Consider the following 12,403-nt stretch of genomic DNA (forward strand, 5'->3'; position numbering starts at 1 on the left):
GCCTCTCAGGTATTCCACTTCTGTGTTACATCGATTTAAAAGGGAACAACCATTTCTACATCAATGTGCCTTGAATTGAAAAACCTGAGAGACTCTGAACTGACCAGATATTTAATGGGATTGGTATGACATGGCATCGGCACAAGATGTGTATGGCATATCGCCATTTCTAAGGTGCATTCTTGCTTGGTTTTTAACCGACCAAGGCAGGTCTAACAGCTTTACAAGCAACGCTTCAATAGCTTGCTCTTCAACTGAAGTTATTCTGTTGTCGCACCAATAAATTACATCAATGTCATTCAAAGGGCGTGAAGCAATGCCATGTACATTGTCCCAAATCAAATTACGTACAAAACCAGCACTCACGAGCCAGTCAGTAACCCCTTGTTATTGCATCACATTTTTGGCATGTAATTAATGCTACTAGTCTGGTTTCATCTTGTTGCAACCACTGCCACAATAAATTCAATAGCTTTGCTTTCCCTTGTGATAGCTGATGAACAGGCACTTGATTTAACAGAAGTTGACTAAGTAGCATCGTGTTGCTGTTCTGGCGCAGCATTGGCAAAAGCAGCTAATTGATTACATTCTTGATAAATACGAATGATGTGAGGAAAGTCGTCTAAAGCCAAGTTAAAGCGTTTAGCATTATACACTTGTGGCACTAGGCAAATATCAGCCATGCTAGGTATATCGCCAAAACAAAAACGCCCAGCGTGACGGTTAAGCTGAGTTTCTAGCGCAGTAAAACCTATTTGAATCCAATGATGATACCAACGCATTTTATCTGCTTCCGACACGCCCATATCGTTAACCAAATATTGCAGCACCCGTAAATTATCTAAAGGATGAATTTCACAGGCAATGTCTTGAGCCATACTACGAACAATAGCGCGATGATCAACATTGCTTGGAAGTAACGGTTGTTGAGGGTATTTTTCATCTAGGTATTCCATAATCGCTAACGACTGCGACAAGTTTATTTCGCCTGACTCAGTATGGTCAGTAAACGTAGGCACAAGATGCGAAGGATTGAGTTGATGATACGATTTTGAATGCTGTTCACCGCCATTATTCACTAGATGAACTGAGATGTGCTCAGCTGACAGTTGCTTTAAATTTAATGCAATACGTACACGATATGCCGCGCTAGAACGCCAATAACCATAGAGTTTCATGTCAATTTCCTTATTTTAGTCATCTGTTTATTCAACCTAATAAAAAAGCAATAACGATAGTTCGCTATTGCCTTATTTGAGGATGATAAACAAACCAGTCTACGCTTGGTATTCAACCACTTTTTGATCAATAGAACCAAAGATACTTACACCATTTTCATCAAACATTTCGATGCGAACAGTGTCACCAAATTGCATGAAAGGTGTTGATGCTTTACCGTCTGCAATGATTTCAAGCATACGCTTTTCAGCTAAACAGCTTGAACCGGCACTGCGATCATAGTTAGAAATTGTACCAGAACCAATGATTGCACCCGCACCAAGTGGACGCGTTTTAGCTACATGCGACACTAACTGGCTAAAGTTAAACGTCATGTCGACACCGGCATTTGGACGGCCGAATAATTCGCTGTTTAAATGCGTCACTAATGGTAAATGTACTTTGCTGTCTTGCCACTTATCACCTAACTCGTCTGGCGTAATGGCAATAGGAGAAAACGCACTTGACGGCTTCGACTGGAAAAAACCAAAGCCTTTCGCTAACTCACCAGGGATAAGGTTACGTAATGACACATCGTTTACTAGCATCAGTAATTTAATGTGTTGAGCGGCATTTTCTGCAGATACGCCCATGGCAACATCATCTGTCACGATGGCAATTTCAGATTCAAAGTCGATGCCGTATTCTTCGCTGGCCATTTGAATATCCGCTTTGGGGGCGATAAAGCAGTCTGAGCCGCCTTGATACACTAATGGATCTGTCCAAAAGGTTGCTGGCATTTCTGCGCCACGCGCTTTGCGAACCAATTCAACGTGATTCACATAGGCACTTCCGTCAGCCCATTGGAAGGCTCGTGGTAATGGCGACAAACAACGCGCTTCATCAAAGTCGATGGCGTTATCCATTTGGCCATCGTTTAATGCATCGTATAGTTCGTTTAATTGTGGATACAATAAATCCCATGCATCAAGTAGCTGCTGCATAGTATGGGCAATGGCTGGGACGGCAACCGCTTTAGTGAGATCTTTACTGACCAACATCAATTGGCCGTCACGACGTCCGTTGTGATAACTTGCAAGTTTCATTATTGCTCCTAAATTCTGGGTGAGAGTAGCGCACATTCCACACTACGAGCTCAATTTGATCATACTAATAACCGATCACAGCTGAAAAACCTATATCGTGAGCTAAATCACACTTTATTCATGCCAACTAACATCCGTAAACTATTCGTTACATTGATATAAAAGCATCACAAATGTTGTTTTACAGCAATTATATGGCCAAAATGCCAGCAATACGCTGGCATTATATCGTTACATTACTTTTTCTTACTGATACCGTAGTCGCGCAATTTGTTGGCAATGGCCGTGTGTGACACGCCCAGCTTTTTAGCTAATTGTCGTGTACTTGGATAAGCAGGATACAAACGTCGTAGTAAACCCGCCTCATATTCTTTCATCGCTTCATCTAAAGTGCCTTCAAACTCTTCATCAAAATAGCCAAAACCTTCTGCATACGATGGTAATTTAAGTTGCTCAACGGTCAATTCAGTCGAACCATCCCACATTGATACCGCTCTGAAAATGGCATTCTTCAATTGGCGTACATTGCCTGGCCATGCATATGTGAACAGATAATCGCGACAGCTTGCCGATATCCGCCTTAAAGGACTTGATAACTGTTGGCTGTAATGCTCTAAAAACATCTCCGTTAACGGAATAATATCCACTCTACGTTCGCGCAATGATGGCATGTGATAACTCAAGACGTGAATACGATAGTATAAATCTTCTCTAAACTCACCAGATTGGCAAAGTTCAGCTAAATGCTTTTGAGTGGAGCAAATAATTCGTACATCTGCACGCACTTCTTCATCACCACCGATACGTCTAAAAGCACCATCTTGTAGTAAACGTAATAATTTAACTTGTGCAGCTTTGGACATTTCTGCTATTTCATCAAGAAACACAGTGCCGCCTTTAGCCTCTTCAAATAGACCTCGTTTAACAACAATACCATTACTGACAAAACCAAATAATTCTTCTTCTGCAACGCTGTCAGGCAGTGCTGCACAGTTAATGGCAATAAACGGATGTTCACGGCGCATGCTGGCATCATGACTTGCACGGGCCATTAATTCTTTGCCTGTACCCGTTTCACCGGTAATTAATAACGGCGCATCTAATTGGGCCATGCGCTTAGCTTGCTTAAGCACATCATTCATCTTATCGCTAACGGCTAATACATTATCAAAACCAGTGGTTTGATTTTGCAGTGCATTAAACTGTTTCCCCACTCTAGCGGGTGATTTAAGCGAAATAACAGCACCCGCTAAAATGGTTTTGTCGTTATCGTCGGGTAAGTATATTGGCAGCATTTCAGCCAAATATTCGCTCGAATTAATTTGAACTCGGGTTGCTTGTGCTAATACGGGGGTTTCGCTCATCCAACGGGCAAAGTTAAATCCTTGCACCCAATGATTAAGTGACTCACCGACCACTTCATGCTCTCCCATACCGAGTGTCAATAACGCCGACTCATTAGCAATGCGGATCCGCCCTTTACTGTCGGTAGAAAAAACCGAGTCAGGCAATGTTTTAAGCAGTGTTTTTAGTGCATAGTGCTCTTGTTCTGAAGGCATAAAAGACACAGTGCGAACATCATGTACACTTTCGACTTTACGAATTTGTGGCATAAGCTCACGCAAGGTTTCAAAACTAATTTCTGCAAATTGCAAAAACAAAAAACCTTTATTACTGGCGTCAATGGCAATGAGATTAATGCCATGACTTTCAAGTACGACGAGAATGTCTTTCGCTAACCCCACACGATCGATACAACTGACTTCCAAACGCATAATGTAACGATTCCCTATTTGTTCAAGTTTTATTTCGGAAATTTGGCATAACGTTAGAGGGATATTGCTTCGGTGGCAAGCGAAGTTTACAGCAGAATTGTAACAGGGCAATTATTTCAGCACATTACGTTAACGTAATATGCTGAAATGGATGGCGATAAACCTTAGTCTAACAACTGGTCGGTCTTGGCTGCCATGATGAAATCGTTTTTATGTAATCCCTTAATAGAATGCGACCACCACGTAACCGTGACTTTGCCCCATTCGGTTAAGATGCCTGGGTGGTGAAACTCTGCTTCGGCTAAATCAGCTAATTTATTCGTAAAAGCCATCGCTAATTTAAAGTTTTTAAATTTATATACCCGCTCTAACTGCATTATGCCGTCACGAACTTCAACCCCCCAATCTGGGATCATACCGATAAGCTCTGCCAACTCTGCATCTGTCACTTTTGGTGCATCAGCTTGGCATGCTTCACACTTCATCTCGGTTAATGCGCTCATTTGTACTCCTTGGCTTAATTAAATAGTCTAACTTGCAGCGGCGGTGACATACACATTTGCTTTGCTGCAAACAATGATTAACTGGCTTTGACTTTAAGGGCAAACTTAGGCTCAAACATGCCTAATTGACGTGCTTTGGTTACCATACTCATAATGTCCATACGGGCAATCTCATCTAAATAGTCAATATTATCAATTACATAATATATGGGTTGCATAATATCAATACGGTATGGTGTACGCAGCACATCCAATAAATCGAAGGGTTTACACTCAGGGCTATCGCTTAATGCATACATGGTTTCACCGGGTGAGCTTAAAATACCACCGCCATAAATGTGCAGGGGATCATTTTTAGCTTGAACCAAACCAAACTCAATGGTGAACCAATATAATCTAGCCAGAAACACTCGCTCTTCTTTTGATGCCGCAAGCCCTAACTGGCCATACATATGCGAAAAATGCGCAAATGAAGGATTAGTTAACAGTGGGCAATGACCAAATATCTCATGAAAAATGTCAGGTTCTTGCAAGTAATCAAATTCTTCTTTACTGCGAATAAACGTTGCCACAGGAAATTCTTTATTAGCTAACAGCTCAAAGAAACGCCCAAACGAAATCAACGCAGGGACAGCAGCAGTTTTCCAACCGGTAGCATCTAACAATACTTTATCAATTTCAGGTAATTGCGGAATACGATCAATAGACATGCCCAATGCATTTAAGCCTTCTAAATATGCTTTGCAAGCGCGCCCCGGCATATTAGTGACTTGGCGCTGATATAATTGTTGCCATAATTGATCCTCATGCTCAGAGTAATCAATGTAACCTTGGGAATCAGGTTGATGTGCAATGTATTTTGTTGCTGTACTCATAGGTTCCACTTTACGTCAACTTCACTCACTACATAGTGTGCTAAGGTTGACGTTTTGTTAACTCCCTCACGGTTTATTGTCTTGCTGTAATGTAGTACTAATTGTAAACAAATAAATACAACTCGCATTTTATCCCATACTTTATCGACACATTGACTGTACTTATTGGTCCATCGAGCCCAATGTTGAGAAACCAACCGGCACTAATTTGAATGCTGCATCAATAATTTAACTGACGATTGATCTGTGATAATTTACAATATCAATCTACACCTGACTCATTTATTCACAGGACGATAAAACTATGGCAATTTTGGTAACTGGTGGCGCCGGCTATATTGGTACGCACACAGTAGTGGAGCTTCTCAATGCCGGACAGGAAGTGGTCATCGTAGATAATTTATCAAATTCAAGTGTTGAAGCATTAGCTCGAGTTCACACCATCACCGGTAAAGATGTCACTTTTTATCAAGGCGACATTTTAAATAAAGCGTTACTCCAAAAAGTATTTACAGACCACAGCATTGAATCGGTCATTCATTTCGCAGGATTAAAAGCGGTTGGCGAATCAGTTGCTAAACCATTAAAATATTACGAAAACAACGTTACCGGCACCATCATTTTATGCCAAGTAATGGCTGAAAATAACGTTAAAAACCTCGTATTTAGCTCATCGGCCACCGTATATGGTGATCCCGCCAGCTTGCCAATTAAAGAAGACTTCCCAACAGGTGCAACCAACCCTTATGGCCAGTCAAAGTTAATGGTTGAAAATATACTTGCCGATTTACACCACTCGGATAACAGTTGGAATATTGCTCGTTTACGCTATTTTAATCCCGTGGGCGCCCACGATAGCGGCTTAATTGGGGAAGACCCTAATGACATTCCTAACAATTTAATGCCATTTATTGCACAAGTTGCGGTAGGGAAACGAGACAAACTAAGTGTGTTTGGCGATGATTATAATACCCCTGATGGTACTGGCGTGCGTGATTATATCCACGTTGTTGATTTAGCAGTTGGCCACCTTCAAGCCCTTAAAAAGCTGCAAGCACAACCAGGGTTAGTCACTTACAACCTAGGTACAGGCATAGGTTATAGTGTGTTAGATATGGTCAAGGCATTTGAGAAAGCTTGCGGCAAAACCATTGCTTATCAAATCAGCCCTCGCCGCCCTGGCGATATAGCAGCGTGTTATGCCGACCCAAGCTTTGCAGCTACAGAACTAGATTGGCGCGCAACTCATACCGTTGAAGACATGGCTAGTAGCAGTTGGAAATGGCAATCAAATAACCCCGATGGTTACAAATTGCCAAGCGTTTAACAATTTGATGCTGTAGTGAGTGTTAATATCAGGGCCTGTTAATGTTCCATGATGAATTCAGCCGCGGTGATGGCAATGTTATGCAAGGTAGCACTTACAACATGCAGTGTTCCAACCTAGTTAAATGATAACGCAGTAACAGATGCCACAAGCTCTGGCCAAAGATTTCAGCCAACGGCCCTTCTCATCTTAATAGAGGAAGTTTGTTATAACGTATTGAGTGTAGTTAACGCTTCCTATTGCATACTTGTATTGTATTTTTTATAGAACAGTTTAATTCAAACACATTTAATCGCGAAAAAGCTGCGATAAAGCTGCAGCAAATATCGTTAAGCTCAATTGGAACCGAAATGAACCAAGGTATTAATCAAAGTCGACGTCATTTATTTAGTCGCCGTAAAACCAATGTTATTCGCCCACCGTGGAGTAAAACGGACCAAGAATTTACTGACAATTGCACTCGTTGTGACAAATGTATTAACGCCTGTGAAACCCAAATAATTAAGCGTGGTGAAGGTGGTTTCCCTGAGATTGATTTTAGTCAGGACGAATGCACTTTTTGCAAAAAATGCGTTGAGGTATGCCCTGAACCAGTCTTTGATACCACAAGCTTGTTACCTTGGACTATTGTTGCCAGTATTAAAGATAACTGTTTAACCGCTAAAGGTGTTTGGTGTCAGAGCTGTAAAGATGGCTGCGACGCCCGAGCCATTAGTTTTACAATGTCTGTTGGTCAAGTGCCAAAACCCGTGATAGACATCGATGCTTGCACCGGATGTGGCGCATGCGTGTCACCTTGCCCTGCTGACGCAATTTTATTAGCAAGTGCCTAAATCACCCAAACTCTGATAACAAAATGCGTATGTAATGGTATTCATTGTTATTCTTTAGCGCTATATTATCCATCCGATTTAGACAGTAGAGCACTACGATGTTGCGTCAAAAAAAACCTGTTAATCCACTCAGTTTTATTGCCCAAGAGTGCCATTTAACTGGCAAACTTATCTTCAGTGGTGACGTGCTTATTGCTGGCCACATAAGGGGGGACATTCAAGCACAAGGTAATGTGACCATTGAACCAACAGGAGCGGTTGATGGCGATATATTATGTCGCGAATTAATGGTAGCCGGACAATTAACAGGTGAAGCTCGCTGTAAAAAATTAACGATACATGACCAAGGCGTGTTTGAAGGTGATGCGTATTGTGAAAATATTGAAATTTTAGATGGAGGCCAATTTTTAGGTTATCGCCATCGAGACCCTATCACGGATACCTCATCAGCAGGCTAATCGGACTTTTTAGCCGTGGTTCTACCGGCCTTATAACGTGGGCAAATATCATCTATCTTTAACCAACTTACCTGCTCCTCTGTGTAGATATGATATGTCGGCGTCACGTTCTGCGGCTCATCAAGCGATGCTATCGATAATGTACAAAACTCAGGGTAATCCAAATGGCGGTATGTCATTGACGTACCACATTGCTGACAAAAACCACGACGAATATGGCTTGATGAAGCAAATTCGGTCACTTGTCCTTGTAACCATGTGACTTGTTCACGATGAAAATCCATCCAACTCATGACAACCGCACCAGTGCTTTTACGACATTGACTACAGTGGCAATAATCGGCATCAAATGGCACACCACTTATTTGATAGCGTACCGCCCCGCATAAACAACCACCTTGTAATACCATTGGGCCCTCCAACTACTTTTTGAATATTGTCATTCGCTATCGGTTTGTGGCTGAGATTGTTGCCATTGGCGTAACAAAGCAACAAATTCTTTTGGTTCACGATCTAAGCTGTCGGTCGACAAATATAAATGGAACCCCAACTGGTCATGTAATGTTTGGCAACGATGACCAAACATGGCTAACACACCACGATAGCGCTCACCATTTGTTAAAAGTGGCGTATATTCTACACCTAAATAACCTTCTAAACTTTGTAAGTCTTCATCTTGAGTCGCTGCGGTCATTAGTAACGGACGCTGCTCAGTCAATAATCCCGTGGCTAAACGAGGTGAGATACAGTCTAAAATTGGATTAATGTGCTTAAGTTTTACACCAATATAAGGCAGTTCAATCAATTCCATATTTTGATATACGCGCACATTATCAAGACGTTGGATATTGTGCCATGCGATGAATACTTGCCCACGGCGATGAAAAAAAGCCAAACCTTCAGCGTTTAGCTTAAAACTCACTGCTGGTTGGTTTATTTTGGCAACACCTAAAATAAGCCCGACAGCTCCAAGAGCAAAGCACATCATTCCCAGTGCAAATAAATGCTTAAAAGCAATAAAAATGATTAAGCTAACGAGTAAACATACCGCACCAACTAATGTCAGTGTTATGCCATTTCGCTTGGCATAAGGACTGATTAACATTTGATCATCTCTCATGGCCATCCCCTTAACATCAATAGGTAAATTATTTGCCATGTTGCTGTTCATTGTGAACAGGCAAGCCTTTTATTAGTAACCATAACGTCCCCACATATTCATGAATGGCGCGCTGCGAAGTTAATAGTTTTTCCGCATTTAGCTTCCACCAATAACCGTCATGAGCGATAAAATCACTTGGTGCTGGCTGCGGTTGCATCCCCAGGGAAGAGAATATTCGCATTGCCCTGGGCATATGCGTAGCCGAAGTGACCAGCCTAAATGGCGCATAGCCAATAAGACTTTTGAGGGCATAAGCTTCTTCAATGGTGTCTTTGGGTTGATTAAATACCACAATGCTGGTTTTTGGTATTCCTAACTCTTGTGCCGCTTGAGCCATAACAGTGGCATGGGCAGCAAGTTGAGTACCACCATTCCAACCACTCACCACTAAAGTACAATGCGGACCGAGACTAAACTGGCGTACTCCTTCGGTTAAACGCGCAAGAGCCGTCGACGATAACTGTTGTACAGCAGTATGCCCCGATTGTTCGCTATTACCCGACCCCAGCACCATCACAACACATGTTCCGATAATTTGTTGATGATTGACTTGATACTGTGACTCTAATGAATCTGCCAAAAAATAACTCACTTGCGATTGACTAGTGAGTACTAATACACCGATAGCAGTCATTAAGGCCAGTCGGCCAAATTTTAATAACCTTACCTGTTGTGTTCGCCATAAAATGGCTGCTATCACTAACAACAAAATGCTAAAAGGAATAGGCATAACTAATTGCGATAAGATTTTTTTAAGCCAAAACATCCATATACCATATGATCAATAAACATTGCCGCCAGTTTATCGTTATCAGGTCCGAATACAAACCCTAACAAATAAAACGGCACTGTTTATGTGCCGTTTAGTGAATGAGCCAAATAATCTCTATAACAAAACAACTCGAGAATCGCTATAACAGGTAGTGAATAACAGCTACTTTTCGTCTCTGCCCCACAACCAAGCGGCACCACGAACACCTGATGATGCGCCGAATTTATTTTTCACCACCTGCGTACCGCACTCACGACCCACAACATATTTTGGCAACACTTTAGGCAGTTCGGTATAAATAGCTTCAATATTCGAAACCCCGCCCCCCAGTACAATCATATCGGGGTCCATCATATTTATCACGTGTGCAAGTGAACGCGCTAGGCGATCAATGTAGCGTTCAAATGCGGCAGTAGCTAACGGATCGCCTTGTTGCATCATTTCAGAAATTTGAATACCGCTCATCGCATCGCCACCAGCCTCACGAAAATCGCGCACAAAGCCTGTGCCCGAAATAAAGGTTTCAATACAGTCTCGATTACCACAAAAACAGGTTGTGGAATTAAATTCATCGGCGGTCATCCATGGTAATGGATTGTGTCCCCATTCGCCGCCAATACCATTACCTCCGCCATGAACTCGGCCGTTAATCGCAATTCCTGCGCCACAACCTGTACCGATGATGCCGCCAAATACAACGCCTTTGCCAGCTGCAGCGCCGTCAACGGCTTCAGATACAGCAAAACAATTAGCATCGTTGGCAACACGAACTTCACGGCTCAACACATCACTTAAATCTTTATCAAGCGGATGACCGTTAATCCACGTTGAATTAGAATTTTTGACCAAGCCTGTAAACGGTGAAACAACACCAGGGATCCCAACACCAACCGTACCGATTTGCTCTGTTGCCGTTTCCGCATCAGTCACCAAGCCTACAATGGCTGCTATGGTTCCCGGATAGTTTTTGGGCGTAGGAATGCGCTTTCTGAATATTTCTGCACCATCATCAGCTAAAGCCACTATTTCGATTTTTGTTCCACCGAGATCGACGCCCATACGCATCATAACTTGTCACTCCATTTGCTTATTATTAATTGGGGTCCCATATAAGCGTTTGCAAAGGCTAATAGCGATTAGCACTACTTGCGAGCAAACCATGCCGAAGATGCGGCAATAAAATACGGATTTAAAATATTTTCTTTTTGATTATATTGCAGTGTTGTTAACGCCGGATATTCAAGCACCAAACCACCAGCACTTTCTAATACCGCTTGTGCGGCGGCAGTATCCCATTCACTCGTGAGGCCTAAACGAGGATACACATCAGCTTGACCCTCGGCCACCATGCAAAACTTTAATGAACTGCCAACATTCAGCATTTGGTGTTCGCCAATATTCATTAAATAAGTGGCAACATCTGGGCTAACGTGTGAGCGGCTACCGACCACTACAGGTGGCGATTGCACTGTACTGTTACGAATATCTAATAGTGATAGTTGACCTTTTTGCTCAAGCCACGCACCTTGACCCACTATACCGCTGTAGCATTTATCTAACACAGGCGCATACACCACACCAGCAATAGCTTGTCCTTGGTGGATAAGCGCAATATTGACAGTAAATTCACCATTGCGTTTAATAAACTCTTTGGTGCCATCAAGTGGATCGATTAACCAATACGTTTGCCACGTTTGTCGTTCAACCCAGCTAATATCTGCCGCTTCTTCACTCATCACCGCAATATCGGCAAAATGGTGTTTAAGGCCCGCAACAATAACATTATGACTGGCAATATCGGCAGAGGTGACGGGGCTATCATCTTGTTTAACTTCAATTTGCAAATCAGTTTGAGCATAAACTTGCATAATAGCTTCGCCAGCTTGCTTAGCAATTGTCACAACCTGCTGTAAGTCTGTTTTAGAAAATACAATGTCAGACAAATCCATTCCTTATAAAATTCATATCGCGCTAGCGATCAATACACTATCGATACGACATTATGCCATTGTTAACATCATAGATTGATAACTATTTGATTGTACTTAATCCAAAAAGACTCAAAAAACACAGCAGATAGAGCCACCACATTGATACAACATACCTGCAACACATCAAAGCTTGCTCGATACTAAGCTAAGCGCGCCAAGGCTCAAAGCAAACTGTGCGTTTATGCATTCGTATTCAATTATGGAACAAACGTGTTAATAGAATGCCACGTTATCAATTAACAACTTATATTTCAGTTACCCTTGGTAGAATATACCTGTTTAGGCAAGTCTAACCAGAGCATTAACGACTAATTGTCTAGGGCCTGTTGATCTTTGCTGGTTAAGTTTTGTTCGAGATAAAAACGTTTTAATCGAGGCGAGAGGATTGCTGCCTAGCAATCTAAGCTACTTTTACTTAACGAAGAGGACTCAACAAAGAGTAA

13 protein-coding genes and 1 pseudogene are annotated in these 12,403 nt (G+C 42.0%); 3 read left to right on the forward strand and 11 right to left on the reverse strand.

Annotation, left to right across the window (positions count from 1 at the left end; translation table 11 throughout):
* Positions 1–111: 111 nt before the first annotated feature.
* From ACWXWT_RS17700 to phhA, 6 genes and pseudogenes are all read right to left on the reverse strand, one after another.
* Positions 112–369: pseudogene (locus ACWXWT_RS17700) on the reverse strand (nucleotidyltransferase family protein); the annotation flags it as partial.
* A gap of 158 nt (positions 370–527) precedes the next feature.
* The gene (gene maiA, locus ACWXWT_RS17705) at positions 528–1,178 is read right to left on the reverse strand and encodes a maleylacetoacetate isomerase (RefSeq protein WP_456042898.1); all 651 of its coding nucleotides are present in this window, start codon (positions 1,176–1,178) and stop codon (positions 528–530) included.
* A gap of 99 nt (positions 1,179–1,277) precedes the next feature.
* A complete protein-coding gene (locus ACWXWT_RS17710; protein WP_456042899.1) occupies positions 1,278–2,264 on the reverse strand; it encodes a fumarylacetoacetate hydrolase family protein in 987 nt (328 codons plus the stop codon).
* A gap of 236 nt (positions 2,265–2,500) precedes the next feature.
* Positions 2,501–4,039: a transcriptional regulator TyrR gene (gene tyrR / locus ACWXWT_RS17715; protein ID WP_456042900.1), complete on the reverse strand. Its 1,539-nt coding sequence runs from the start codon at positions 4,037–4,039 to the stop codon at positions 2,501–2,503.
* Positions 4,040–4,203: 164 nt separating this feature from the next.
* Positions 4,204–4,542, reverse strand: coding sequence for a 4a-hydroxytetrahydrobiopterin dehydratase (locus ACWXWT_RS17720; RefSeq protein ID WP_123776978.1), 339 nt, complete (start codon positions 4,540–4,542; stop codon positions 4,204–4,206).
* Positions 4,543–4,619: 77 nt separating this feature from the next.
* Positions 4,620–5,417 (reverse strand): phenylalanine 4-monooxygenase, encoded by a 798-nt coding sequence (gene phhA / locus ACWXWT_RS17725; protein WP_456042901.1) that lies wholly within the window; start codon positions 5,415–5,417, stop codon positions 4,620–4,622.
* Between the two features lie 304 nt (positions 5,418–5,721).
* On the opposite strand from phhA, the gene galE reads away from it, so the two are divergent.
* The 3 genes from galE to ACWXWT_RS17740 all read left to right on the forward strand — a co-directional run bounded on the left by galE (position 5,722) and on the right by ACWXWT_RS17740 (position 8,035).
* Complete coding sequence (gene galE, locus ACWXWT_RS17730) at positions 5,722–6,744, forward strand: UDP-glucose 4-epimerase GalE (protein ID WP_456042902.1); 1,023 nt, start codon at positions 5,722–5,724, stop codon at positions 6,742–6,744.
* Between the two features lie 350 nt (positions 6,745–7,094).
* Complete coding sequence (gene napF / locus ACWXWT_RS17735; RefSeq protein WP_456042903.1) at positions 7,095–7,577, forward strand: ferredoxin-type protein NapF; 483 nt, start codon at positions 7,095–7,097, stop codon at positions 7,575–7,577.
* Between the two features lie 98 nt (positions 7,578–7,675).
* On the forward strand, positions 7,676–8,035 hold the full coding sequence (locus ACWXWT_RS17740; protein WP_456042904.1) for a bactofilin family protein: 360 nt from the start codon (positions 7,676–7,678) through the stop codon (positions 8,033–8,035).
* Here ACWXWT_RS17740 and ACWXWT_RS17745 read toward each other — a convergent pair.
* The 5 genes from ACWXWT_RS17745 to cysQ form a co-directional block, all read right to left on the reverse strand.
* Positions 8,032–8,445 (reverse strand): GFA family protein, encoded by a 414-nt coding sequence (locus ACWXWT_RS17745; protein WP_456042905.1) that lies wholly within the window; start codon positions 8,443–8,445, stop codon positions 8,032–8,034. The genes ACWXWT_RS17740 and ACWXWT_RS17745 overlap by 4 nt on opposite strands.
* A 29-nt stretch (positions 8,446–8,474) precedes the next feature.
* Complete coding sequence (locus ACWXWT_RS17750) at positions 8,475–9,161, reverse strand: DUF2982 domain-containing protein (protein ID WP_456042909.1); 687 nt, start codon at positions 9,159–9,161, stop codon at positions 8,475–8,477.
* A 22-nt stretch (positions 9,162–9,183) separates the two neighbouring features.
* Positions 9,184–9,963 (reverse strand): ElyC/SanA/YdcF family protein, encoded by a 780-nt coding sequence (locus ACWXWT_RS17755; RefSeq protein ID WP_456042906.1) that lies wholly within the window; start codon positions 9,961–9,963, stop codon positions 9,184–9,186.
* Positions 9,964–10,131: 168 nt separating this feature from the next.
* On the reverse strand, positions 10,132–11,037 hold the full coding sequence (gene mak, locus ACWXWT_RS17760) for a fructokinase (RefSeq protein ID WP_456042907.1): 906 nt from the start codon (positions 11,035–11,037) through the stop codon (positions 10,132–10,134).
* Between the two features lie 74 nt (positions 11,038–11,111).
* A complete protein-coding gene (gene cysQ / locus ACWXWT_RS17765; protein ID WP_456042908.1) occupies positions 11,112–11,912 on the reverse strand; it encodes a 3'(2'),5'-bisphosphate nucleotidase CysQ in 801 nt (266 codons plus the stop codon).
* Between the last annotated feature and the right edge of the window lie 491 nt (positions 11,913–12,403).

It is taken from the genome of Shewanella sp. A22, from assembly GCF_053850585.1.

What these genes read in the sequence shown, in the direction of transcription:
- maiA (WP_456042898.1), bottom strand. Translation starts at nt 1,178, where the DNA reads ATGAAACTCTATGGTTATTGGCGTTCTAGCGCGGCATATCGTGTACGT.
- ACWXWT_RS17710 (WP_456042899.1), bottom strand. Translation starts at nt 2,264, where the DNA reads ATGAAACTTGCAAGTTATCACAACGGACGTCGTGACGGCCAATTGATG.
- tyrR (WP_456042900.1), bottom strand. Translation starts at nt 4,039, where the DNA reads ATGCGTTTGGAAGTCAGTTGTATCGATCGTGTGGGGTTAGCGAAAGAC.
- ACWXWT_RS17720 (WP_123776978.1), bottom strand. Translation starts at nt 4,542, where the DNA reads ATGAGCGCATTAACCGAGATGAAGTGTGAAGCATGCCAAGCTGATGCA.
- phhA (WP_456042901.1), bottom strand. Translation starts at nt 5,417, where the DNA reads ATGAGTACAGCAACAAAATACATTGCACATCAACCTGATTCCCAAGGT.
- galE (WP_456042902.1), top strand. Translation starts at nt 5,722, where the DNA reads ATGGCAATTTTGGTAACTGGTGGCGCCGGCTATATTGGTACGCACACA.
- napF (WP_456042903.1), top strand. Translation starts at nt 7,095, where the DNA reads ATGAACCAAGGTATTAATCAAAGTCGACGTCATTTATTTAGTCGCCGT.
- ACWXWT_RS17740 (WP_456042904.1), top strand. Translation starts at nt 7,676, where the DNA reads ATGTTGCGTCAAAAAAAACCTGTTAATCCACTCAGTTTTATTGCCCAA.
- ACWXWT_RS17745 (WP_456042905.1), bottom strand. Translation starts at nt 8,445, where the DNA reads ATGGTATTACAAGGTGGTTGTTTATGCGGGGCGGTACGCTATCAAATA.
- ACWXWT_RS17750 (WP_456042909.1), bottom strand. Translation starts at nt 9,161, where the DNA reads ATGGCCATGAGAGATGATCAAATGTTAATCAGTCCTTATGCCAAGCGA.
- ACWXWT_RS17755 (WP_456042906.1), bottom strand. Translation starts at nt 9,963, where the DNA reads ATGTTTTGGCTTAAAAAAATCTTATCGCAATTAGTTATGCCTATTCCT.
- mak (WP_456042907.1), bottom strand. Translation starts at nt 11,037, where the DNA reads ATGATGCGTATGGGCGTCGATCTCGGTGGAACAAAAATCGAAATAGTG.